This is a genomic window from Geodermatophilus sp. URMC 62, from assembly GCF_052931475.1.
The window spans coordinates 424562-447597 of record NZ_JBRFHY010000001.1 but is presented as its reverse complement, the minus strand read 5'-3'; the positions used below and the strand labels follow the sequence as shown (position 1 = coordinate 447597).

Below are 23036 nucleotides of genomic sequence, written 5' to 3'. Positions count from 1 at the left end.
ACTTGCGCCTCCGACATGACGGACAAACGTTGCGGTAGAACGTGTTAGTTTCATTAGCACCCCTCGACAGTTTTGCGTAGGAGTCGACGAAGGATATCGGAGAGCCATCGAAGGCTCGTCGACAGACTCTGCATTCAACGCGCACAGGTCACGGTATCTCCGAAGGGGCAGCCTTCACACCGGTCTGCATCATGGTCCTGACAATCCACGACTGACTAACACTTCAGCTATTTTGTCGTCCTTCGGGTGTCCTGGACGCTGGCCGACCTCGCCGGACGCATGGTCCCCGACGGCGACGACGTGGCCGAGGCGCTGGGCCTGCGGCTGCAGCGGGTGGCGGCATGAGCGCGCCGACCCTCGACGAGGACCTCGAGGAGGCGCTGACCGGGCCGACGACGGTCGACGGTGCCGCCGTCCCGGGCCTGCGGCGCGCGCGGGCGTGGCTGACCCGCGCGACCGAGCCCGGCTCCGTGGAGCTGTGGCGCTGGATCGACGACGTCGGCCCGGTCGCTGCCGTGCGGGCCCTGCGCGCGGGCACGGCACCGGAGACGGCGCGGGCGCTGGTCGGCGTCCGTGCCGGGGACGACGCCAGCCTGGCCGACCTGCGGCGCGCGGAGCGCTGCGGTGCCCGCCTGGTGGTCCCCGAGGACGACGAGTGGCCGGCCCTGCCGCTGCACTCGCTCACCGTGGCCGTCGTCAGCCGTGCCGGGGAGGTCGAGCAGTCCGACCGCACGACGGCGCTGGTGCCCCCGGTCGGACTGTGGGTGCGCGGCGCCGCCCGGCTCGACGAGGTGGCCGACCGGTCGGTGGCGGTGGTCGGTGCCCGGGCGTCCACCGCCTACGGCGAGCACGTGGCCGCCGAGCTCGGCCACCAGCTGGGGGAGCGGGGCTGGACCGTCGTGTCGGGCGGGGCCTACGGCATCGACGCGGCCGCCCACCGGGGCGCCCTGGCCGCCGGGGCGCCGACGGTCGCCGTGCTGGCCTGCGGGGTCGACCGGCCCTACCCGGTCGCCCACTCGGCGGTCTTCAGCCGCATCACCGACGGCGGCGGCCTGCTGGTCAGCGAGTGGCCGCCGGGCGCGGCGCCGCACCGGCACCGCTTCCTCGTCCGCAACCGGATCATCGCCGCGCTCACCCGCGGCACCGTGGTCGTCGAGGCGGCCGCCCGCTCCGGTGCGCTGGCCACCGCGCGCCGCGCGCGGGGGCTGGGCAAGGAGGTGCTCGTCGTGCCGGGCCCGGTGACCAGCGTGATGTCGGTCGGCTGCCACGAGCTGCTCCGCGAGGAGGAGGCGGGCGCGCGCCTGGTCACCGGCGCCGCGCAGGTGGTCGAGGCGGTGGGTGGCATCGGGGCCGACCTCGCCGAGCCGCCGGCGCGGCCCCCGGGACCTCGCGACGGCCTCTCCGACCTGGCCCGGCGGGTGCTCGACGCCTGCCCGGTGCGCGTCGGCGTCAGCGCCGAGCGGCTGGCCGCCGTCGCCGGCTGCGACCCCCTGGAGGCTCTGCGGGTGCTGCCGGCGCTGGAGCTGGCCGAGCTCGTGCAGTGGACCGGCACCGGCTGGCGGCTGGCCCCGGCGCCGAGCCGGAGGGAGGGGCACGGCGAAGGCCGGTGATGCCGGTCGCCGGCGAGCGCGGGGTCTCGGCCGGCCCGCGCGGCGTCTCCGCGGCGGCGGTCGGTGCCGCGCGGGCCGGCCGGGGTGCGCAACGGCTGGGGCGGTGGTGACCGGGCTTCCGTCACGGGCGGGCGAGCGGCGCGGCGGCTTGACCGCCGGGGGACGCCGTCGGACGGTCGGGGGGTGACCGCCCGGACCGCCGATGCCCGCGCCGCGCTGCCGTCGGCGCTCGCGGCCGCGCTCGAGGGCTACGAGCAGGCGCTGCGCGAGGAGCGGGACCTCTCCGAGCACACCGTCCGGGGCTACGTCACCGACACCGTCTGGCTGCTGGACCACCTCGCCCGGCGCGGCGGTGTCCGGGCCGACGAGCTCGACCTCGCCGTCCTGCGCAGCTGGCTGGCCCAGGGCCGCACCCGGGGAGCCAGCCGCGCGACGACCGCCCGCCGGGCCGCGGCCGCCCGCTCCTTCACGGCGTGGTTGCGGCGCTCGGGGGTCACGCCCGAGGACGTCGGCCTGCGGCTGGTCAGCCCCAAGGCGCACCGGACGCTGCCCGACGTGCTCGCGCCCGACCAGGCGCGGGCGGTCGTCGAGTCCGCCGCCGGCGCCGACGACCCCGCCGGCCTGCGCGACGCCGTCGTCCTCGAGCTGCTCTACGCCAGTGGCATCCGGGTCAGCGAGCTGGTCGGTCTCGACGTCGACGACGTCGACCGCGGCCGGCGGCTGCTGCGGGTCCTCGGCAAGGGCCGCAAGGAGCGCAGCGTCCCCTACGGCGCGCCGGCCGAGCTGGCGCTCGACCAGTGGCTCACCCGCGGACGTCCCGCCCTGGCCACCCCGGAGTCCGGGCCCGCGCTGCTGCTGGGTCTGCGCGGCCGGCGGCTCGACCCGCGCGAGGCCCGCCGCACGGTGCACGCCGCCGTCGCCCGGGCGCCGGGCGCTCCCGACATCGGCCCGCACGGGCTGCGCCACTCCGCGGCGACGCACGTGCTCGAGGGCGGCGCCGACCTGCGGTCGGTCCAGGAGCTGCTCGGCCACGCTAGCCTCGCCACGACGCAGATCTACACGCACGTGACGGTCGAGCGCCTCCGTGCGGTGCACGCGCAGGCGCACCCCCGGGCCTGAGCGGAGCGTCGACCGTGCTGCGACACCCAGCGGACCCCCACACGCCGGCCCGCCACCTGTCGGGCCCCACCGAGTCCACCCTGACCGCGTCCCCGCCCGCCGCGGGACGTCGGACCACCCAGAGAGCGGGAGTGCACACCGTGCCCGAGGCGACCACCCACCGGATCGGCTCGTCCGACGAGGACGCCGACGCAGCTCTGGCCGAACTCTGGGCGCAGTACGTCACCGACCGCGCCCCCATGCTGCGGGACCGGCTGATCCTGCACTACGCGCCGCTGGTGAAGTACGTCGCCGGCCGGGTCGGCAGCGGCCTGCCCGCCCACGTCGAGCAGGCCGACCTCGTCTCCTACGGCACCTTCGGGCTGATCGACGCGATCACCCGGTACCAGCCCTCGCGCGAGGTCAAGTTCGAGAGCTACGCGATGTCGCGCATCCGCGGCGCGATCATCGACGAGCTCCGCAGCACCGACTGGATCCCGCGGTCGGTGCGGATGAAGGCCCGCCAGTTCGAGCGCACCGTCGCCGCCCTCGAGAGCCGGTTGCAGCGCAGCCCCACCGAGGAGGAGGTGGCCGCGGAGATGGACATGGACGTCGAGGAGGTCCGCAAGTTCCTCGGCCAGCTCTCCCTGGTCAACGTGGTGGCCCTCGACGAGCTGCTCACCGACGACGACGGCGGCGCGCCCCGGCTGGTCGACACCCTGCAGGACGCCAACGCCCTCGACCCGCAGGCCGCCGCGGAGCACGGCGAAGCCCGCCAGTTGCTCGCGCGCGCCGTCGAGCAGCTGCCCGAGCGGGAGAAGGTCGTCGTCAGCCTCTACTACTTCGAGGGCCTGACCCTCGCCGACATCGGCCGTGTCCTCGGCGTCACCGAGAGCCGGATCTGCCAGTTGCACACCAAGGCCGTCCTGCACCTGCGCACCAAGCTCGCCGACATCGCCTGAGGGAGGCGACATCGCCCGAGGCGCCGGTGGCGCTCGGGCGTGCGCTCCTCCCGGCCCGGCCCGCTGATCCCGGCCCCCCGGGCCTCCGCTCCCCGGCTGTCCACTGCCCCGAGCGGCCAGGGCCCCTGCTGCTCGCCGGGTGGAACCGGCTGGGGACCGCACCGAGGGGTCCGGGGCCCGCCGGCCCGCCAGGAGTGGCGGGCGCTGCTGCGCGGCTCGACGGCCCGGTCCCGGTGGTCGGGCACCTCACCGGCGTCCGACGGCCGGCCTGCACCGCTCAGTCCGTAGCGACCCGTCCGCGAGCGGCGCGGCGGCGCGCCGCGGACTCCAGCGGCCCGGAGAGGAGGAGCAGGAACATCGCCCAGTAGTTCACGCCCGGCACCAGCGTGCCGACCAGCAGCGCGGCGACGAACAGTCCGCTGGCGATCAGCGCGGGCCACGGCGGCGGGACGGGCCCGGCGGCGTCGCGGCGCAGGCCGGGACGCCGCCACAGCAGCACGCTGATCGACGTCAGGCAGAACGAGCTGAGCGTGATCGTGCCGATGTAGAGCGCCACGGCGGGTCGGTCGGTGCCGTAGGAGGCCGTCACCTGGGTCGCGAAGGGCAGCAGCACGATCGTGAGGATCCAGAGCAGGTTGACGGTGAGGAACGCCCGGTCGTAGGACCTCACGGTCTCGACCACCCGGTGGTGGATCAGCCACAACCGAGCGATCACGGCGAAGCTGAGGAAGAAGGCGCCGATCTGCGGCGCCTCGTCGGCCAGGAGGGTGTCGAGGCCGGTCCGCTGCTCGGCGCCGTCGAGCAGTTCGGTGAGCGGCAGCACCAGCAGAGTGATCGCGATGGCGACGACCGCGTCGAGGAACGTGACGAGACGGTCGAGGCCCCGTTCGGTCTGCACCTCGCGCAGGCTAGGGCCGGCGGCCGGCCCCGGACGACCTCCTGCACGTCACCCCACCGGCAGGAGACGGACCTCGGGCGGGCGCAGCAGGGCCAGCGGGTCGAGGTAGGTCTCCCCCCGGCGCAGGCCCCAGTGCAGGCAGGCCTGGGCCGGGCACCCCTCGTGACCGGCCAGCAGCGTGCCCAGCGGCGAACCGCGGGCCACGACCTGGCCGGCGGCCACGGACGGCTGCACCGGCTCGTACGTCGTCCGCAGCCCGTCGGCGTGGTCCACGCTCACCACCGGCCGGCCGGCGACCATCCCCGCGAAGACGACCACGCCGTCACCGGCCGCCCGGACCGCCGTCCCCGGCGACCCGGCCAGGTCGGCGCCGCGGTGCCCGGGCCCGTACGGCGACGGCGGCGGCGCGAAGGGGCGGGTGACCGTCGGCGGGTCGCCCAGCGGGGACACCCAGACGCTCGCAGGAGGAGCGGCCGGCTCGGCGACCGCGGGGGCGGGCAGCAGCACCGCGGCGGACACGACGAGCGCGGCGGTCAGGACACGCAGGGGCACCCCGCGAGCCTCGCCGTCCGCCCCGCCGGAGCGGGACGGACGAGATGACCTGTGGACGGTCCCGACGGCGGGGGAGGGTCACCCGGGGCGCGGCGTATGCTCTCCGGTGCGACCCGTCACGGCGGGTCGACTCCGCGCGTCCTCCTCCCGCCGCTGCGGCGGGGCAGCCCCACCTCGGTCCCGGTCCACCCCGGGTCGGTGGCGCCGCGGGACGCCAGGGCGGTGCACCACCCGGTGCCCGCGTCAACCGAGGAGCGTGGCCGCCCGACGGCCGCGCGCACAGACAGGAAGGCTGCACATGGCAGTCGTCAGCATGAAGCAGCTGCTCGACAGCGGCGTCCACTTCGGGCACCAGACCCGTCGCTGGAACCCCAAGATGAAGCGGTTCATCTTCACCGAGCGCAACGGCATCTACATCATCGACCTGCAGCAGACGCTCGGGTACATCGACAGTGCCTACGAGTTCGTCAAGCAGACCGTCGCCCACGGCGGCTCGATCCTCTTCGTCGGCACGAAGCGCCAGGCGCAGGAGGTCGTCGCCGAGCAGGCGCAGCGGGTCGGCATGCCCTACGTCAACCAGCGCTGGCTGGGCGGCATGCTCACCAACTTCCAGACCGTGCACAAGCGGCTGCAGCGGCTCAAGGAGCTCGAGGACATGGAGCAGACCGGCGTGCTGGTCAGCCTGTCCAAGAAGGAGCAGCTCGGCCTGACCCGCGAGAAGGCCAAGCTCGAGCGCAGCCTCGGCGGCATCCGCGACATGCAGAAGGTGCCCAGCGCCATCTGGATCGTCGACACCAAGAAGGAGCACATCGCCGTCGGTGAGGCCCGCAAGCTGGGCATCCCGGTCGTGGCGATCCTCGACACCAACTGCGACCCCGACGAGGTCGACTTCAAGATCCCGGGCAACGACGACGCGATCCGCAGCATCACCGTGCTGACCCGCGTGGTCGCCGACGCCGTCGCCGACGGCCTCATGGCCCGCTCGGCCTCGCAGGCCAACGCCGGACGCGAGGACGGCGGCGAGCCGGCGATCGGTGGCGGCGAGCCGCTGGCCGACTGGGAGCGCGAGCTGCTCACCGGCCAGGCCGACGGTGCCGCCCCGGCCGCCGAGGTCCCGGCCGCCGACGCCGCGGCCACCCCGCTGCCGGAGACCCCGGACGCCCCGCCGACCGTCACGGCCGAGGACATCGCCCCGGTCGAGGGCGTGCCCGCCACCGGCGACACGGCCACCGGCACCCAGGGCGCCCAGAACGGCTGACCCGCCGGCGCCGCTGCCCGCCCGCGTCCGCGGGCGGGCAGCGGCGCCGCGGCACGTCCGCACCCACCCACTCCACACCCCGTAGGGAAGTGACATGCCTGCCTTCACCGCCGCCGACGTCAAGCGGCTCCGCGACGCCACCGGCGCCGGCATGATGGACGCCAAGAAGGCCCTGACCGAGGCCGACGGCGAGTACGACAAGGCCATCGAGCTGCTCCGCATCAAGGGCGCCAAGGACGTCGGCAAGCGCCTCGAGCGCTCCACGACCAACGGCATCGTCGTCAGCAAGCACGGCGCCCTGCTGGAGCTCGACTGCGAGACCGACTTCGTCGCCAAGAACGCCGACTTCGTCGCGCTGGCCGAGCGCCTGATCGAGATCGTGCTCGAGCAGTCGCCCGCGACCCTCGAGGACCTCATGGCGGTCGAGGTCGACGGTCAGACCGTCGCCCAGCTCATCGAGTCCGAGTCCGCCCGCATCGGGGAGAAGCTGGTCCTCTCCCGCTTCGCCACCTTCGAGGGCCCGACCGCGGTGTACCTGCACAAGCGGGCCACCGACCTGCCCCCGGCCATCGGCGTCGCCGTCCAGTACCAGGGCGGCGACGAGGAGGCCGCGCGCTCGCTGGCGATGCACATCGCCGCCGCCCGCCCGCGCTTCCTGTCCCGCGAGGAGGTCCCGGCCGAGGCGGTCGAGACCGAGCGCCGGGTGGCCGAGCAGACCGCCAAGGAGGAGGGCAAGCCCGAGCAGGCGATCGTCAAGATCGTCGAGGGCCGGGTCAACGCCTACTACAAGGACTTCGTCCTGCTCGAGCAGCCGTCGATCACCGAGCCCAAGCGCACGGTGAAGCAGATCCTCGACGACGCCGGCCTGACCGTGCAGCGGTTCGCCCGCTTCGAGGTCGGCCAGGCCTGAAGGACCCCCTCGCCCCCACCGCTCGCGAGCTCGCGGCGGGACCCTGCGAGGCGGCCGTTCCAGCACGTCCACCGGCTCCGTCCCCCCGGGACGGGGCCGGTGGCGTTTCCGGGCGCCGGTCCGGGGGACCCCGTCCGCGAGCTGCCGCACGGGTCGTGCGGCAGGATCAGGGGAACGACGCCGAGCGAGGGATGGACCCGTTGACCGACACCGCCGCGCCGCGCACCGCCGCGCCCACGTCCGCCCCCACCGCGTTCCAGCCCGCCGACGGCGCGGGGTACCAGCGTGTGCTGCTCAAGCTGTCGGGGGAGGCCTTCGGCGGGGGCACGGTGGGCGTGGACTCCGGCATCGTGCACAGCATCGCCGAGCAGCTCGCCGCGGTCGTCCACGGCGGCACGCAGGTCGCCGTCGTCGTCGGCGGCGGCAACTTCTTCCGCGGCGCCGAGCTGGCCGAGGCCGGGATGGACCGTCGGCACGCCGACTACATGGGCATGCTCGGCACGGTCATGAACGCCCTCGCGCTGCAGGCCTTCTGCGAGCAGGTGGGCCTGGAGACCCGGGTGCAGACCGCGATCACCATGGGCCAGGTCGCCGAGCCCTACATCCCGCGCAAGGCCGTCCGGCACATGGAGAAGGGCCGGCTGGTCATCTTCGGAGCCGGAGCGGGCATGCCGTACTTCTCCACCGACACCGTCGCCGCGCAGCGCGCGCTGGAGATCGGCTGCCAGGTGCTGCTGATGGCGAAGAACGGCGTCGACGGCGTCTACGACGACGACCCGCGCACCAACCCGTCGGCCACCATGTACGACGACCTCGAGTACGCCACGGTCCTGGCCGACCAGCTCAAGGTCGCCGACGCCACCGCCATCAGCCTCTGCATGGACAACCAGATGCCCATCGTGGTGTTCAACCTGCTGCAGGACGGCAACATCGCCCGGGCCGTCGCAGGTGAGAAGATCGGGACCCTGATCAGCCAGCCGGACTGAGCCCGGCGCCCGTAGGCGCAGCCGCACCCAGGAGGACGGCGGGGCAACCCGCCGCAGGAGGAGAGACCCGTGATCGACGACACCCTGCTCGACGCCGAGGAGCGGATGGACAAGGCCCTGTCGGTCGCACGGGAGGACCTCGGCTCGGTGCGCACCGGCCGCGCCGCACCCTCGATGTTCAACAAGATCCTGGTCGACTACTACGGCGCGCCGACGCCGGTGCCGCAGATGTCCTCGATCACCGTGCCCGAGGCGCGGATGGCCGTCATCAAGCCCTACGACAACAGCCAGCTGTCGGCCATCGAGCGGGCCATCCGCGACAGCGACCTGGGCGTGAACCCCACCAACGACGGCCAGATCATCCGCGTGGTGTTCCCGCAGCTCACCGAGGAGCGGCGGCGCGACCTGGTGAAGATGGCCCGGTCCAAGGGCGAGGACGCCAAGGTCGCCATCCGCAACGTCCGCCGCCGCGCCAAGGAGGAGCTCGACCGCATCGCCAAGGACGGCGAGGCCGGTGAGGACGACGTGCGCCGCGCGGAGAAGGAGCTCGACGACCTCACCGCCCAGCACGTGTCGAGCATCGACGAGGCGGTCAAGAACAAGGAGGGCGAGCTGCTCGAGGTCTGAGCGCTCCCGACTCCGTCATGACCCCCCGACCCGAGGCTCCCGGGGCCGGCCCGTCCGGCCCGGGGCGCCCCCGTCCGCAGGTCGCCCGGCTGCTCGGGCCCGCCCGGCCGGTGCCCGGGGACGCCGACACCGGGCCCGTCCCGGTCGTCGGGCGGCCGTCCCCGCCACCTCCCGCCGCGGCACCCCAGCCGCCGCCGACCAGCCCGATCGCCGTCCCGCCCCCGGAGGCGGCGCCGGCGGCCGATCCTCCCCGCACGCAGGAGCTGCCCGTCCCGGCCGCGGTGGTCGCGGACCCGGCCGAGCACCAGCCGGCCGAGCACCAGCCGGCCGGGGCCTCGCGGCCGGCGGCCCGGCGCGGCAGCGGCCGGGCCGGCCGCGACCTCGTCGCCGCCATCGGGGTGGGCCTGGGGCTCGGCGCGGTCATCCTCGCCTCGCTGCTGGTCTACCGGCCCGCGTTCCTGCTCGTCGTCACCGCGGCGATCCTCGTGGGGGTCGTCGAGCTCGTCCGCGCGCTGGAGGCCGGGCGGGCGAGGGCTTCGCTGGCGCCCCTGCTCGCGGGCTCGGTCGCGATGTTCGCGCTGGCCTGGACCCGGGGGCCCGACGGCCTGGTCGTCGCGTTCCTCCTCACCGTCGTCGCCGTCCTGCTGTGGCGGCTCGGCGACGGGCCGGGGGGCTACCTGCGCGACGCCACGGCCGGCGTCCTGGTCGCCCTGTACGTGCCGCTGCTGGCCGGCTTCGCGGTGCTGCTCCTCGTCCCCGACGACGGCGCGGTGCGGGTGCTGCTGTTCATCGCGACCGTGGTCGGCAACGACGTCGGCGGCTACACCGCCGGGGTGCTGTTCGGCCGGCACCCCATGGCGCCGTCGGTGAGCCCCAAGAAGTCGTGGGAGGGCATGGCCGGGTCGGTCGTGACCTGCGTGGCCGTCGCCACCCCGATCGTCACCCTCGCCCTCGACGGCCCGTGGTGGGGCGGGGTCCTGTTCGGTGCCGCGCTCGCCGTCACCGCCACCGCCGGCGACCTCGGGGAGTCGCTGATCAAGCGCGACCTCGGCATCAAGGACATGGGCACCCTGCTGCCCGGGCACGGCGGGATCATGGACCGGCTCGACAGCCTGCTGCCGTCGGCGGTGGCGGCCTACCTGCTGCTGTCGTGGGTGGCGCCCCCGCTCTGAGCGGTCACCTCCCAGGTCGACCCGACGACGGCGAAGCCGCGCCGGGCGTACCAGTGCCGCGGCCAGTCGCCGGCGTCGGCCTCCAGCACGACGAGGTCGCAGCCGGCCGCCGCGGCGCGGTCCAGTGCCGCCGCCAGGACGGCGTCCCCGTGCCCGCGGCCGCGCGCGGCCGGCTCGGTCAGGACCGACTCCACCGCCGCGGTGGCGCCGTCGACGCGCAGCTGCCCCGCGGCGACGGGACGGCCGTCCTCCCGGACGGCGAGGTCGGTGGCCGCGACGACCGCGTCGGTGCGGTGCTCCCGGCCGACGAGCTGGGCGACCACCTCGTCGAGGTCGGGCAGGCCGGCGAGGTCACGCCGCCACGAGCGCTCCCACAGGCCGTGCAGCTCCCGTTGGTCCACCGCCTCGGCGCGGCGCCCCTGCGGCAGCGGCGTCGCGGGGCGGGCCATGACCACCAGCTCCTCGGCCTGCCACCCGCGACCGGCCAGCTCCCCGGCGACGCCGCCGGCACCGGGCCAGGCCAGGGTCGCGGTGGCGTGCGGCAGGCCCGCGTCGGCCGCGCCGGCGACCACGGTGGCGGCGTCGACCGGCTCCGCCAGCACCAGCCGGTTGTCGTCGCGCGAGCGCGGGAAGCGCGGGTCCAGCACGGCGACGCCGCCGGGGACGTCGCGCACCTCGGCGGCCCGCCGGACGCGCACCGACAGCGACAGCGCCAGTGCGCGCCCGAGCGCGTCGTCCGGGCGGGGGAGGACCGGCACGGCGGGCGGCCGGTACGGGACGACGGCGACCACGGCGGCCGTCGGGAGCGGCCCGTACAGGTGCGGGAAGCGCATCCCTGCCGGGTCGCCGGGGACGCCGGGCTCCTCGCGCACCGGGCCGGGGAGGCGTGCCGGGTCGACGACGAGCAGCACCAGGTCGCGCCGGCCGGGGAACAGCCGCCCGGCCGGCAGGTGCACCTGCTCCGGGTGCGACAGGTGCACGAACCCGGCGTCGTCCAGCGACGGCGGCCGCAGCGCCCCCTCGGCCAGCGCCGCCCGCCAGGCGGCCGGCTCGCACAGGTGCAGCAGCGGGCTCACGCAGGCAGGGCGTCCGGGTCGATCCCGCGGGCGGCCAGCGCCGCCTCGATCGCCTCGCACACGGTGCGGACGACGGCGACCCGCGCGTACCGCTTGTCGTCGGCCGGGACGACCGTCCAGCGCCCGCCCGGGTGGTCGGTGCGCGCGAGCATCTCCTCGACGGCGTCCTCGTAGGCCGGCCGCTGGTCCCGGTTGCGCCAATCCTCGTCGGTGAGCTTCCACGCCCGGTAGGGGTCGTCGCGGCGGGACTCGAAGCGGCGCAGCTGCTCCTCCGGCGAGACGTGCATCCAGAACTTGACCAGCACCGTGCCCTCGGCGGCCAGCGTCGTCTCCAGGTCGACGATCTCGCCGTAGGCCCTCTGCCACGCCTCCTCGGACGCGAACCCCTCGACCCGCTCGACGAGCACCCGGCCGTACCAGGTGCGGTCGAGCACGGCCATGCCTCCCCAGCCGGGCAGGACCGGCCAGAAGCGCCACAGGAAGTGGTGCCGCTTCTCGTCGTAGGAGGGGGCGGCGAACTGGGCGACCCGCACGTGCCGGGGATCCAGCTCGTCGACCAGCCGCTTGATCGCCCCGCCCTTGCCCGAGGCGTCCCAGCCCTCGAAGAGCACGCACAGCGGCGGGCCGAGCTCCCCGGACCCGATCTGCCCGCCGAGCAGCAGGCGCAGGTGCACCAGGCGCTGCTGCGCCGCGGCGAGCTGCTCCTTGGCCTCCTTCTTCGGCAGCCGGGCGGACAGGTCGACGTCGTCGAGTCGGCTCACCCGGCCGAGCCTGGCCCACGCGGGCGTGGCTGTCAGTTCGGCCGGACGCGGTCGACGGTGTGGTGCAGCAGGACGCTGTCCGAGCCGGGGAGCCGGGACGTGCCCCGCAGCCGCAGGTCCGCCGGGACGCCGTCCGGGAAGGCGCGCAGTCCGGCGCCCAGCAGCGCGGGGCCCACCAGGAGGAACAGCTCGTCGACCAGCCCCGCGGCCAGCAGGTCGCCCCACAGCGTCCGGCTGCCGAAGACGAGCACGTCCCCGCCGCCGGCCTGCTCCCGGAGCGCGGCCACGGCCGCGTGCGCGTCGGCCCGCCGGACGATCGTCGTGGTGTCGGCCCAGGGGCCGGCGTCGGCCGGGGTCGGGGAGTCGGAGACGACCACCTTGGGCAGCTCGGCGTTGCGCCGCGCCGTCTCGCGGTGCAGCCCGGCGGCGGACGGGTCCAGCTGTACCGCGGGGGACACCGACGGGTCCGCGGCGACGGCCGGCCACCACGCCACCATCTGGCGATAGGTCGTGGCACCCAGCAGCAGCGTGCCGGCGGCCCGCAGCCGCTGCAGGTTGAGGGCGTCGAACGAGCCGTCCACGGGCAGGCGGGAGATGTCGCCGCCGGGGCCGGCGACGTACCCGTCCAGGGACACGAGGGTGCTGACGACGACAGGGGTCACGGGGGGTCTCCTCGGGAGTCGGTGGGTCCGTACCCGTGCAGAGACACGCGGCGGCCCCGACTCATCGGTCGCCGGCGGATCCCGTTCCGAACCGCCCGTGCAGCGCCGGGTCGACGAAGCCCGCGATCCAGTCGACGTGCCCGTCGCGCAGGCCCAGGACGGTCACCGAGCCCGGCCCCCCAGGCGCCGTCGGCGAACTGCTGGCACAGCAGCCCGAGCGAGGCGTTGACGGTCGCCGGCGTCAGCCGCCAGGGGTCGCGAACACCCGCTCGGCGAGGGTCCGGGCGACGTCGGCCCGCCTGGCGAACCAGGCCGGCCGCGGCGGCATCGTGAAGCGCACGTCCTCGGTGAGCAGCTCCACGAGCGCCGGGACGTCGGCGCGCTCCCAGGCGTCGACGAACCGCTCGACGAGCGCCGACCGGCCGGCGTCCCCGAGCGCGGCCAGCTCCGCCTGCTGGCTGCGCGCCGGTACCCGCTCGGCCACCGCGGCCCGCGCCCGCTGCAGCGCGCTGTTCACCGAGGCGGCGGTGGTGGCGAGCAGGTCCGCGGTCTCGGCCGCGCTGTACCCGAGCACCTCCCGCAGCAGCAGGACCGCCCGCTGGGTGGCGGGCAGGTGCTGCAGCGCGACGACGAAGGCGAGCTCCACGCCCTCGCGGCGCAGGTAGGCCGTCGCGGGGTCCGTGTCGTCGGCCAGGTCGTCGACGAGGTCGGCGGGCAGCGGCTCGAGCCACACCGGCCCGGGGACCGGCTCGCCGAGGTCGGTGACGTCGGTCCGGGGCGGTCCGGCGTCGGGCGAGAGCAGCCGCGGTTGGCGCCGGGCCCGGCGGAGGCAGACGGAGGTGGTCACCCGGTACAGCCAGGTGCGCAGCGAGCTGCGGCCCTCGAACCCGGGCAGGCCGCGCCAGGCGGCGAGCAGGCTCTCCTGCAGGGCGTCCTCGGCGTCCAGCGGGGACCCGAGCATCCGGTAGCAGTGCGCCACCAGCTCGCGCCGGTGCCGGGCGACCAGGCGGGCGAAGGCGGCCTCGTCCCCGGAACGGGCGGCGGCGACGTCGTCGTCGGTCACGACAGCTCCGCGTGCTGGCGGACCCAGGCGTGCATGGCGATGCCGGCGGCCACACCGGCGTTGATCGACCGGGTGGACCCGAACTGGGCGATGGACAGGACGTCATCGGCCACCCCGCGCGCCTCCTCCGACAACCCGGTGCCCTCCTGACCGAACAGCAACACGCAGCCGCGGGGCAGCGCCGCGGTCTCCAGCGGGCGGGCGCCGGGGAGGTTGTCGACGGCGAGAACCGGCAGCCCCTCGGCCTCCGCCCAGGCCCCCAGCGCGGCGGCGTCGGGGTGGTGGCGCACCGACAGGTACCGGTCGGTGACCATGGCACCGCGGCGGTTCCAGCGCTTGCGCCCGACGACGTGGACCTCCGCGGCGAGGAAGGCGTTGGCGGTGCGCACGACCGTCCCGATGTTGAGGTCGTGCCGCCAGTTCTCGATGGCCACGTGGAAGCCGTGCCGGCGTGGCTCGAGGTCGGCGACGATCGCCTCGACCGTCCAGTAGCGGTACCGGTCGACGACGTTGCGCCGGTCGCCGTGTGCCAGCAGCTCCGGGTCGTACCGGGGGTCCACGGGCCACGGCCCCTGCCACGGGCCCACCCCGATGCTGTCCAGCGGCGGGAGCGCCCGGTCGGCCTCGGTCACGCGGCCGACGCTAGCTGGCGTCGCCCGCTCGTCGGCCGGGGCCGCGACCGGGGTGTACCGGCGTGGGGCCGCCGGTGCGTGTGGGCGGCCTCGCGGCCGGCTCCGGTCGCGCCTCCGCAGACCGCCCGGGTCCGTCCGGCACGATGAGCCACTCCGACAGGTGAGCGACATGTGGCTCTGGGTGACGGCGAGGTGGGATGACGGCGCAGCAGGACGACGAGGTGCCGGATGTCCCCGGTCCGGCCGCGACCACGCCGGCCATCACCGGGCCGGCCGACGAGGTGCTGGTCGACGAGGTGCTGGTCGACGAGGTGCTGGTCGACGAGGTGCCGGAGGGCGCTCCCGGGCTCCCGGAGGACGACTGGGAGGAGTGGCTCCCCGACTGGGTGAGCACTGCCACGGCCGTCCCGGACGCACCCGGCGCCGAGGCCGTTGTCGACGAGGGCGCCACCGAGGCCGGCGACCCGGAGGACGGCGACCCGGAGGACGGCGACCCGGAGGACGGCGACCCGGAGGACGGCGACCCGGAGGACGGCGACCCGCAGGACGGCGACCCGCAGGACGGCGACCTCGAGGTCCCCGGGCCGACGGCCGATCCAGGAGACGGTGCAGCGGACCACGACGCGACCGAGGACGCCGGCGTCGCGGACCACGACGCGACCGAGGACGCCGCCGCGGAGGACGGGAGCCCGGAGGCCGACGAACAGGAGACGGCCCTGCCGGACCCCTCGCCCGTCGCCGTGGAGACCGAGGTCCCGCGCGTCGTCGTCGCCGCGCGCGTGCGGCCCCGTCGCCGGCTGCTCGTCGCGGTGGTGGCGGGGCTGCTCACCGCCGGCGTCACCGGTGGGGCCATGGTCACCACCTCCTCGTCCGGACCGGTCCCGACCGCGGCCGTGCAGACGTCGCCGGGTCCGGCCACGACACCTCCGCGGACTCCTCCCGCGCCCCGGTCCTCCGACGTCCCGGACCCCGTGCCGACCGCGTCCACGACCGGCGTCCCGGTGCCGGCGCCCGAGCCGACGGCCGGCACGGCTCCGGCTCCGTACCCCGTCCGCGCGACGAGGGCCCGCCCCACCGCCCCCTCGGCCGCCGCCACCGCCGGCACGCCGCTGTCCCTGGTGGTCCCGCCGGCCGCTCCGGGGACGCCGGTCCCGGCGCCGCCGGGCCCGCCCGGTGTGCCCGCCGGATCGACCGGACCGGGCACCGACCCCGTGCCCGCCGACGTGCCGGCGCCCCCGGTGACGGATGCCTCCGCCGGGGACACCGGCGGGGACACCGGCGGGGACACCGACCCGGACCCGGACCCGGGTTCCGCGGGGGGTGCCGGACAGGACACGGGCAGCGACACCGGCAGCGACGCCGGCGACACCGGCAGCGAGGTCAGCGATGACACCGGTCAGGACGGCGAGGACACCGCCGCGGACCCCGCCCCGGACCCCGACGGGGACACCGACGGGGACGCCGGCGGGGACACGGTCCAGGACCCCGGCGGGGGAGGGGACCCGGCGCCGAGCGACGTCCCCGAGCCCGGCGGCGCCGGGACCGGCCCGCAGCCGCCCACGACGACGCAGCTGCCCGTGCCGGACCTCGGGTCGCTGGCGCCCTGAGCGAGCCACCTCACCCGTGACGCGGCCCGCGCGGCGCGCGGGGGTGGGACGATGGCAGACGCCATGACTGCCCTGCCCCTGGTCTTCGACGCCCCCCGCCGGGGCAAGCCGCCGCGCCACCTCGCCGACCTGACCCGCGAGGAGGCGCGCGCCGCCGTCGCCGAGCTCGGTCAGCCGGCCTTCCGCGCCGACCAGCTCGCCCGGCACTTCTACCGCGGGATCACCGACCCAGCGGAGATGACGGACCTGCCCGCCGCGGCCCGCGAGACCCTCACCGGGGCGCTGCTGCCCGGTCTGCTCACCCCGGTGCGCCACCAGTCGGCCGACGGCGGCCGCACCCGCAAGACCTTGTGGCGGCTGCACGACGGGGCGCTGGTCGAGAGCGTGCTCATGCGCTACCCCGACCGGGCCACCGTCTGCATCTCCAGCCAGGCCGGCTGCGGCATGGCCTGCCCGTTCTGCGCCACCGGACAGGGCGGCCTGACGCGCAACCTGTCGGCCGCCGAGATCACCGGCCAGGCCGTCGCCGCCGCGGCCGCGATGGCCTCCGGTGAGATCCCGGGCGGCCCCGGGCGGCTGTCCAACGTCGTCTTCATGGGCATGGGCGAGCCGCTGGCCAACTACCCGCGCGTGCGCCAGACCCTGCACTCGCTGCTCGGGCACGCCCCGTACGGCCTCGGGCTGTCGCAGCGCTCGGTCACCGTCTCCACCGTCGGGCTGGTGCCGGCGATCCGCAGGCTCACCGAGGAGGGCCTGCACTGCACCCTCGCGGTGAGCCTGCACGCTCCCGACGACGAGCTGCGCGACACCCTCGTGCCGATCAACACCCGGTACAAGGTGCGCGAGGTCGTCGACGCCGCCGACGCCTACGCCGCCCGCACCGGCCGCCGGTACTCGGTCGAGTACGCGCTGATCCGCGACGTGAACGACCAGCCCGAGCGCGCCGAGCTGCTGGGCCGGCTGCTGGCCGGGAAGCTGGCGCACGTGAACCTCATCCCGCTCAACCCGACCCCGGGCAGCCCGTGGGACGCCAGCCCGCTGCCGGCGCAGCGGGAGTTCGTGGCCCGGCTGCGCGCCGCCGGTGTGCCGACGACGGTGCGCGACACCCGCGGCCAGGACATCGACGGCGCCTGCGGCCAGCTCGCCGCGGCCGACCGCGCCGACGGTGTCCCCACCGTCGCCACCCCCACCCCCACCGTCGCCACCCCGACGCCGGAGGCGCCGGTGGCGCTCGGCGCCGAGGCCGACGCGTGACGGCCGGCACCGACCAGATCCCCGGGGTCCCCGGCGACGACCCGGCCGCCCAGCACGAGCACCACCACGCCGACGTCTCCGGCGGCTGGCTGCGGGCGGCCGTGTTCGGCGCGATGGACGGGCTGGTCACCAACACCGCGCTGGTCGCCGGGGTCGGCGGCGGGGGAGCGGCGCCGCGGACGATCGTGCTCTCCGGCGTCGCCGGCCTGGTCGCGGGCGCGATCTCGATGGCGCTGGGCGAGTACACCTCGGTGAAGACGCAGAACGAGCAGCTCGACCTGGAGGTGGCCAAGGAGCGGCGCGAGCTCGAGCACCACCCGGAGGAGGAGCTCGCCGAGCTGGTCGGGATGCTGCGCGTGCGCGGCGTCGAGGACGGGCTGGCGCGCGAGGTCGCCGTCCAGCTGTCCCGCGACCCCGAGGTCGCGCTGCGGCTGCACATCGTCGCCGAGCTGGGGCTCAGCCCCGAGGACGAGCCCTCGCCGCGGACGGCGGCGGTCTCGTCGTTCCTGACCTTCTCGCTGGGCGCGGTGCTGCCGCTGCTGCCCTACCTGTTCGGGCTCTCGCTGCTGTGGGTGGCGCTGCTGTGCGGCGGACTGGGCCTCGTGACGGCCGGTGCGCTGTCCTCGCGCTTCACCCCGCGGCCGTGGTGGTACGCCGGCCTGCGCCAGCTGCTCTTCGGTGCGGTCGCCGCCGGCGCGACCTACGCGATCGGTGCGGCGATCGGCGTCACCGCCTCCTGAACGGCGCCCTGCAGGGGCCTGCCGCCGCCCTGCGAGCGGGAAGGGGCAGGGGGTGCTCCCGTCAGGGGCGCCAGGCGGTCCTCTTGCGGTGGAGGTCCCACAGCAGGATCCCGACCATGATCGCGGCGATGCCGACCAGCCAGAGGTCCTCCATCCGGCCCTCGTGGTTGCCCCAGAGGTAGGACAGGATCGCGAGGGTCGTCAGCCAGCCGGCGACCTGCGCCCACTTGCCGGCGCGGCCGTGCCAGCCCCAGTCCTCGGGACGCTCGTGCTCGACGGGGTGCTCGCCGGCGCGGACGACGGCCTCCTCCCGGCCCGGCTGGTTGACCCGCGTGGTGGCGGGGTTGTCCTGCGCGATCCGGGCCCGGTGCTGCTCGCTCACGCCGTCCATCCTGCCAGCCGGGGGCGTGTCCCACCGGACGAGGTCGCGGCGGGTCGTCAGCCGCCGCAGGTGAGCCCGGCCGCGGCCACGGCGGCGGCGGTGCCGGCCGTCGGCGGCCGGGCGAGCGCCGCACCGACCGGGTCGCCGGCGGGCAGCACGGACACCGGTCCGACCCCGGCGCCGGCGAGGCCGAGCAGGTCGGTCGCGGAGGTTCCGGGGTCGACGGCGACGGCGCCGGAGGCCGCCCAGGCGACCGGCTGCAGCCGCCAGGGCCGCGACAGCGATCCCCGGACCCGGTCGAGCAGCGCCGACAGGACGGTGCCCGCCGCCCCCGCGCGGCCGTCGGGGTCGACGGGCGCGGGGGCCCACGCGCCGTCCACGAGGTGCTCGGGGTGCCGGGAGCGGACCAGCGCCAGTGCCGTCGCACCGTCGACGTGCTGCCGTCCGGCCCGGGGCAGCAGCAGCCCGGCCGGCTCGTCGCGCACGGGCTCGGGGACGTCGACCTCCAGGCCGCCGGCGGCGTCGACGACCGCGGCGAAGCCGGCGAGGTCGACGGTGACGAGGTGGTCGGTCGGGATGCCCAGGCTGCACAGCGCCGCGACGGTCGCCTGCGGCCCGTCCAGCCAGGTCGTCGTCAGCCGCTCGGCCGTGGTGCCGTCCAGGACCAGGAGGTCGCGCGGGACCGACAGCGCCGTCGTGCCGGCGTCGGTCTGCTGCACCACCACGACGACGTCGGCCCGGCTCCCCGGGACCGTCTCGGGCGTCCCGAAGTCGGCCACGTCGGCGCCCTGCGGGAGCCGGGCCCGCGAGTCGAGGCCCACGAGCACCCAGGTGCGGCCGTCGCCGTCGTCGGCGTGCAGGTCGACGGCCACCTCGTCGACGCGCGCGGCGACCGCCGCGGCGTCGGCCCCCGCGACGGCCAGCAGCGTCACGAGGAGGGCGAGGACGACGCGCCGCGGCCGCGCGAACGGCCGACGCCGGCCAGGGGGGCCCTGGCCGGCGTCGGTGTCGTGCGGTGCGGTCACGCTCAGGCCTGCGCGGCCTCCGCGGCGGCCGCGGACCGGCGACGGGCCACGAGGACGAGGCCGCCGCCGAGGGCCAGGGCGCCGGCGCCGAGGCCGAGCGGGAGCGCGACGCTGGCGCCGGTGTAGGCCAGGCTCGGCGACGCGGCCGAGGCGGCGGTCACCGCGAACGCCTCCTGGAAGTAGGTGCCCATGCTGCCCTCGTACACGAGCGTGTGGTCACCGGTCGGCGTGCCCGCCGGGACGGTGAACTCGACGGTCACCCGGCCGTTGGCGTCGGCGGTGGCGGTGGCCACGGTCTGCGGCGTCGAGTGCAGGGTCACCGTGACCACCTCGCCCGGCTTGAAGCCGGTGAGGACCTTGACGACCTTGCGGCCCGGCGCGGCGGTGTCGCCCGTCGCGGCGCCGCGGTCGGGGCTGGCCACGCCCGGGGTGTTGGCCGAGGTGCCGCGGATGGCGCCGGTGGGCGCGGTCGTCGTCGTGGCTGCCGGAGTGGTGGCCGTGGCCGTGGCCGTGGCCGTGGCTGTGGCCGTGGACGTGGTGGCGGGCGTCGACGGCGTGCCGGTCGACGGAGCGGTCACCGTCACGGTGACGGCGGGATACGTGAGGGGCTCCTCCGTGTACACGGCGTCGCACTCGGCGTGGACCTGGTGCGCACCGGTCGTCCCTGTCGGGAAGCTCAGGGACGTCTTCCAGTCGCCGTCCTCCTCGGGCGTGATGGCCATGATCTCCTTGTCCGGGTCGGCGAGATCGACGTCGGTGAAGACGAACACGGCCGCCGGGTAGTCGGGGTCCGAGGTCGGGCAGCCGGTGCCGCTGACGGTGAAGGTCTGCCCCGGGGCGACGGTCGCGGGGGCCGTGGGCGCGGCCAGCCCCGCGGCGAGGGCGGCCGGGGCGAGCGCCAGGCCCGCGGCGGCCGTGCCGACGGCGATCCCGGTGGACAGGGCGAGGCGGAGCGGGGACACGCGGGACATGGGGCCCTCCGGGGGCGTCGGTGGCCCGGACGCCCGGGCCGTCGTGATCCACATCGGCACGACGCCGGTCCGCTGTAGCCGGGTGATCACTTCGGGTCGGGAGGAACGCGTGAGGCGCACGGGACCCGGGTGGCGCCCCCGGCCGGGGAGGCGGTTGGCAGGATCACCGCATGAGCGAGCCGCGCGAGGTCACCGTGCTGGGCTCGACCGGGTCGATCGGCCGGCAGGCGATCGCGGTCGCCGAGCAGAACCCCGGCCGCCTGCGGATCACCGCGCTGGCCGCCGGCGGCGGCGACGTCGCCCGGCTGGCCGAGCAGGCGCTCGGCCTCGGCGTCCGCACGGTGGCCGTCGCCCGCGCGACGGCGGCCCAGGACCTGCAGCTGGCCTTCTACGCCGCCGCCTCGCAGCGCGGGTGGGCGACAGGGGAGTACGCGCTGCCGGAGATCCTCGCCGGCCCGCGCGCGGCCGAGGAGCTCGCCGCCCGCCCCGCCGACGTCGTCCTCAACGGCATCACCGGCTCCATCGGGCTGGGGCCGACGCTCTCGGCGCTGCGGGCGGGCAACGTCGTGGCCCTGGCCAACAAGGAGTCCCTGGTCGCCGGTGGTGACCTCGTCACCGCGGCGGCCGCGCCCGGGCAGCTGGTGCCGGTCGACTCCGAGCACTCGGCCCTGGCCCAGTGCCTGCGCGGCGGCGCCCGCGGCGAGGTCGCGCGGCTGGTGCTCACCGCCAGCGGTGGCCCCTTCCGCGGCCGCTCCGCCGCCGACCTCGCCGACGTCACCGTCGAGCAGGCACTCGCCCACCCCACCTGGGACATGGGTCCGGTCGTGACCGTCAACTCCGCGACGCTGGTCAACAAGGGCCTCGAGCTGATCGAGGCGCACCTGCTCTTCGGCGTCCCCTACGCCGACATCGACGTCGTCGTGCACCCGCAGTCGATCGTGCACTCGATGGTGACCTTCGCCGACGGCGCCACCATCGCCCAGGCCAGCCCGCCGGACATGCGCCTGCCCATCGCGCTGGCCCTGGCCTGGCCCGACCGGCTCCCGCACGTGCAGCCGGCGCTGGACTGGTCGGCCGCGAGCGCCTGGGAGTTCGCCCCGCTGGACGAGCAGGCCTTCCCGGCGGTCCGGCTCGCCCGCGCGGCGGGGGAGGCCGGCGGCGTCGTCCCGGCGCTGTACAACGCGGCCAACGAGGAGGCGGTCGCGGCCTTCCTGGCGGGTCGCCTGCGCTTCCCGGACGTCGTGGGCCTCGTCGCGCGTACCCTCGACGACGCGCCGGACCTCGGCGCGCCCACCTGCGTGGACGACGTGCTGGCCGCTGAGCGCTGGGCCCGGCAGCACGCCCGCGCCGCCCTGGCCGGAGGACCGAGCTGAGCACCCTCCTGACGGTCCTCGGGATCGTCGCGTTCTTCGTCGGCCTGCTGTTCTCGATCGGCTTCCACGAGGCCGGCCACTTCTTCTGGGCCCGGAAGTTCGGCATGCGGGTGCCGCAGTTCATGGTCGGCTTCGGGCCGACGGTCTTCTCCCGCCGGCGGGGGGAGACCGAGTACGGCGTCAAGGCCATCCCGCTCGGCGGTTACATCCGCATCGTCGGCATGATCCCGCCGGCCGAGGAGAACGAGAGCACGCGCGCCACCCGCATGCGCTCCTTCATCGCCGAGGTGCGCGGCCAGGCCCTCGACGACGTCCTGCCCACCGACGGCGACCGGGTGTTCTACAAGAAGCCCTGGTGGCAGCGGGTGATCGTCATGTTCGCCGGGCCGTTCCACAACCTCGTGCTCGCGGTGCTGTTCTTCACCATCACGCTCACCGCCATCGGCACCACCGTGATCACCACCCAGGTGCGGACCGTGCCGGCGTGCGTCGTCCCCGCCGACGCCGAGAGCATCTCCGTGGCCGAGGACCAGGGGACCGACGTCTGCGCCGTCCCGATCGTCACCGCCGGTGCCGACGCCGGGCAGGTGTGCGAGGAGGGCAGCCCCGGCTGCGCGCTGCCCCCGGCCAGCCCCGCCGCGGAGGCCGGCCTGCGGCCCGGCGACACCATCGTGGCCGTCGGCGGCCAGGCGCTGGACCCCACCGCCTACGACAGCTGGACGGCGGTGCAGCAGGCCATCCGCGGCTCGGCCGGGCGGCCGCTGGACCTCACCGTCGAGCGCGACGGGGCCCGCCGCGAGCTGACGGTCACCCCCATCGAGAACGTCGTGCCCACCGAGGACGGCGAGGGCACGGTGACCGCCGGCTACCTCGGCGTCGCCCCGCTGCCCGGGTTCGCCCGCCAGTCGGTGAGCGAACTGCCCGGCTACTTCGGCATGGTCGTCTCGCAGTCGGTGCAGCGGCTGGTGCAGATCCCCGAGCGGGTCCCGCAGCTGTTCCGCGCCGCCTTCCTCGGCGAGGAGCGGGACCGCGACGGCCCCATCGGTGTCGTCGGGGTGGGGCGGATCTCCGGCGAGGTCTTCGCCATCGACCAGCTGAGCGGCGTCGAGAAGCTCAGCTTCTTCCTCAGCCTGCTGGCCAGCGTCAACCTGGTCCTGTTCCTGTTCAACCTGCTGCCGATTTACCCCCTCGACGGCGGGCACGTCGCCGGGGCGCTGTACGAGAACGCCCGCTCGGTCGTGGCCCGCTGGCGCGGCCGCCCCGACCCGGGCCCGTTCGACATCGCCCGGCTCATGCCGGTGGCCTACGTCGTCGCCGGCCTGTTCATCGCCCTGTCGGGCCTGCTGCTCGTCGCCGACGTGGTCAACCCGATCACACTGCAGTAGGCGCCCGCGCCGACCCTGCGGGAACGGGGATA

Annotated in this window: 24 protein-coding genes; 14 read left to right on the top strand and 10 right to left on the bottom strand. The window is 75.9% G+C overall.

Annotated features, from left to right (window positions below; genetic code table 11):
- Positions 1-246 precede the first annotated feature (246 nt).
- The 4 genes from ACU616_RS02080 to whiG all read left to right on the top strand — a co-directional run bounded on the left by ACU616_RS02080 (position 247) and on the right by whiG (position 3670).
- On the top strand, positions 247-345 hold the full coding sequence (locus ACU616_RS02080; RefSeq protein WP_446756832.1) for a hypothetical protein: 99 nt from the start codon (positions 247-249) through the stop codon (positions 343-345).
- Positions 342-1610 carry a DNA-processing protein DprA gene (dprA, locus tag ACU616_RS02075; RefSeq protein WP_446756831.1) on the top strand — a complete coding sequence of 423 codons (1269 nt, stop codon included), beginning with the start codon at positions 342-344 and terminating at the stop codon, positions 1608-1610. The genes ACU616_RS02080 and dprA overlap by 4 nt, the downstream gene beginning before the upstream one ends.
- Before the next feature lie 183 nt (positions 1611-1793).
- Positions 1794-2729 carry a tyrosine-type recombinase/integrase gene (locus ACU616_RS02070; protein ID WP_446756830.1) on the top strand — a complete coding sequence of 312 codons (936 nt, stop codon included), beginning with the start codon at positions 1794-1796 and terminating at the stop codon, positions 2727-2729.
- A 140-nt stretch (positions 2730-2869) separates the two neighbouring features.
- Entirely contained in the window at positions 2870-3670 is an 801-nt protein-coding gene (gene whiG, locus ACU616_RS02065; RefSeq protein ID WP_446756829.1) for an RNA polymerase sigma factor WhiG, read from the top strand.
- A 277-nt stretch (positions 3671-3947) separates the two neighbouring features.
- On the opposite strand, the gene ACU616_RS02060 is transcribed toward whiG, so the two are convergent.
- Positions 3948-4568 (bottom strand): TMEM175 family protein, encoded by a 621-nt coding sequence (locus ACU616_RS02060; RefSeq protein WP_446756828.1) that lies wholly within the window; start codon positions 4566-4568, stop codon positions 3948-3950.
- Positions 4569-4616: 48 nt separating this feature from the next.
- Positions 4617-5120 (bottom strand): M23 family metallopeptidase, encoded by a 504-nt coding sequence (locus ACU616_RS02055; RefSeq protein ID WP_446756827.1) that lies wholly within the window; start codon positions 5118-5120, stop codon positions 4617-4619.
- A 298-nt stretch (positions 5121-5418) separates the two neighbouring features.
- Here ACU616_RS02055 and rpsB point away from each other — a divergent pair, with 298 nt between their 5' ends.
- The 5 genes from rpsB to ACU616_RS02030 all read left to right on the top strand — a co-directional run bounded on the left by rpsB (position 5419) and on the right by ACU616_RS02030 (position 10073).
- Positions 5419-6378 (top strand): 30S ribosomal protein S2, encoded by a 960-nt coding sequence (gene rpsB, locus ACU616_RS02050; RefSeq protein WP_446756826.1) that lies wholly within the window; start codon positions 5419-5421, stop codon positions 6376-6378.
- 94 nt (positions 6379-6472) lie between these two features.
- Positions 6473-7288: a translation elongation factor Ts gene (gene tsf / locus ACU616_RS02045; protein WP_446756825.1), complete on the top strand. Its 816-nt coding sequence runs from the start codon at positions 6473-6475 to the stop codon at positions 7286-7288.
- A gap of 200 nt (positions 7289-7488) precedes the next feature.
- Positions 7489-8274 (top strand): UMP kinase, encoded by a 786-nt coding sequence (pyrH, locus tag ACU616_RS02040; RefSeq protein WP_446756824.1) that lies wholly within the window; start codon positions 7489-7491, stop codon positions 8272-8274.
- 69 nt (positions 8275-8343) lie between these two features.
- Positions 8344-8901: a ribosome recycling factor gene (gene frr, locus ACU616_RS02035; protein WP_446756823.1), complete on the top strand. Its 558-nt coding sequence runs from the start codon at positions 8344-8346 to the stop codon at positions 8899-8901.
- 17 nt (positions 8902-8918) lie between these two features.
- Positions 8919-10073 (top strand): phosphatidate cytidylyltransferase, encoded by a 1155-nt coding sequence (locus ACU616_RS02030; RefSeq protein ID WP_446756822.1) that lies wholly within the window; start codon positions 8919-8921, stop codon positions 10071-10073.
- Here the strand turns inward: ACU616_RS02030 and ACU616_RS02025 are convergent.
- From ACU616_RS02025 to ACU616_RS02005, 5 genes are all read right to left on the bottom strand, one after another.
- Complete coding sequence (locus ACU616_RS02025; RefSeq protein WP_446756821.1) at positions 10037-11149, bottom strand: GNAT family N-acetyltransferase; 1113 nt, start codon at positions 11147-11149, stop codon at positions 10037-10039. The two genes, ACU616_RS02030 and ACU616_RS02025, sit on opposite strands and share 37 nt — an antisense overlap.
- Positions 11146-11910, bottom strand: coding sequence for a polyphosphate kinase 2 family protein (locus ACU616_RS02020; RefSeq protein ID WP_446756820.1), 765 nt, complete (start codon positions 11908-11910; stop codon positions 11146-11148). Before ACU616_RS02020 ends, ACU616_RS02025 begins: the two co-directional genes overlap by 4 nt.
- 32 nt (positions 11911-11942) lie before the next feature.
- Positions 11943-12572: a dihydrofolate reductase family protein gene (locus ACU616_RS02015; protein ID WP_446756819.1), complete on the bottom strand. Its 630-nt coding sequence runs from the start codon at positions 12570-12572 to the stop codon at positions 11943-11945.
- A gap of 241 nt (positions 12573-12813) precedes the next feature.
- Positions 12814-13635 (bottom strand): RNA polymerase subunit sigma-70, encoded by an 822-nt coding sequence (locus ACU616_RS02010; RefSeq protein ID WP_446756818.1) that lies wholly within the window; start codon positions 13633-13635, stop codon positions 12814-12816.
- Positions 13632-14267: a TrmH family RNA methyltransferase gene (locus ACU616_RS02005; protein ID WP_446756817.1), complete on the bottom strand. Its 636-nt coding sequence runs from the start codon at positions 14265-14267 to the stop codon at positions 13632-13634. The genes ACU616_RS02010 and ACU616_RS02005 overlap by 4 nt, the downstream gene beginning before the upstream one ends.
- Before the next feature lie 197 nt (positions 14268-14464).
- On the opposite strand from ACU616_RS02005, the gene ACU616_RS02000 reads away from it, so the two are divergent.
- The 3 genes from ACU616_RS02000 (at position 14465) to ACU616_RS01990 (ending at position 17868) form a co-directional block, all read left to right on the top strand.
- A complete protein-coding gene (locus ACU616_RS02000; protein ID WP_446756816.1) occupies positions 14465-15874 on the top strand; it encodes a hypothetical protein in 1410 nt (469 codons plus the stop codon).
- 63 nt (positions 15875-15937) lie between these two features.
- Positions 15938-17128 (top strand): 23S rRNA (adenine(2503)-C(2))-methyltransferase RlmN, encoded by a 1191-nt coding sequence (rlmN, locus tag ACU616_RS01995; protein ID WP_446756815.1) that lies wholly within the window; start codon positions 15938-15940, stop codon positions 17126-17128.
- Positions 17125-17868 carry a VIT1/CCC1 transporter family protein gene (locus ACU616_RS01990; protein WP_446756814.1) on the top strand — a complete coding sequence of 248 codons (744 nt, stop codon included), beginning with the start codon at positions 17125-17127 and terminating at the stop codon, positions 17866-17868. Before rlmN ends, ACU616_RS01990 begins: the two co-directional genes overlap by 4 nt.
- A gap of 61 nt (positions 17869-17929) precedes the next feature.
- Here the strand turns inward: ACU616_RS01990 and ACU616_RS01985 are convergent, their stop codons facing one another.
- The 3 genes from ACU616_RS01985 to ACU616_RS01975 are packed head-to-tail and all read right to left on the bottom strand — an operon-like array spanning position 17930 to position 20246.
- The gene (locus ACU616_RS01985) at positions 17930-18250 is read right to left on the bottom strand and encodes a DUF2631 domain-containing protein (protein ID WP_446756813.1); all 321 of its coding nucleotides are present in this window, start codon (positions 18248-18250) and stop codon (positions 17930-17932) included.
- Positions 18251-18306: 56 nt separating this feature from the next.
- Entirely contained in the window at positions 18307-19275 is a 969-nt protein-coding gene (locus ACU616_RS01980) for an LCP family protein (RefSeq protein WP_446756812.1), read from the bottom strand.
- A 2-nt stretch (positions 19276-19277) separates the two neighbouring features.
- The gene (locus ACU616_RS01975; RefSeq protein WP_446756811.1) at positions 19278-20246 is read right to left on the bottom strand and encodes a hypothetical protein; all 969 of its coding nucleotides are present in this window, start codon (positions 20244-20246) and stop codon (positions 19278-19280) included.
- A 170-nt stretch (positions 20247-20416) separates the two neighbouring features.
- On the opposite strand from ACU616_RS01975, the gene dxr reads away from it, so the two are divergent.
- Together dxr and ACU616_RS01965 are read left to right on the top strand one after the other, a co-directional pair.
- Complete coding sequence (gene dxr / locus ACU616_RS01970) at positions 20417-21619, top strand: 1-deoxy-D-xylulose-5-phosphate reductoisomerase (protein ID WP_446756810.1); 1203 nt, start codon at positions 20417-20419, stop codon at positions 21617-21619.
- The gene (locus tag ACU616_RS01965) at positions 21571-23004 is read left to right on the top strand and encodes a M50 family metallopeptidase (RefSeq protein WP_446761444.1); all 1434 of its coding nucleotides are present in this window, start codon (positions 21571-21573) and stop codon (positions 23002-23004) included. The genes dxr and ACU616_RS01965 overlap by 49 nt, the downstream gene beginning before the upstream one ends.
- Positions 23005-23036: the final 32 nt, after the last annotated feature.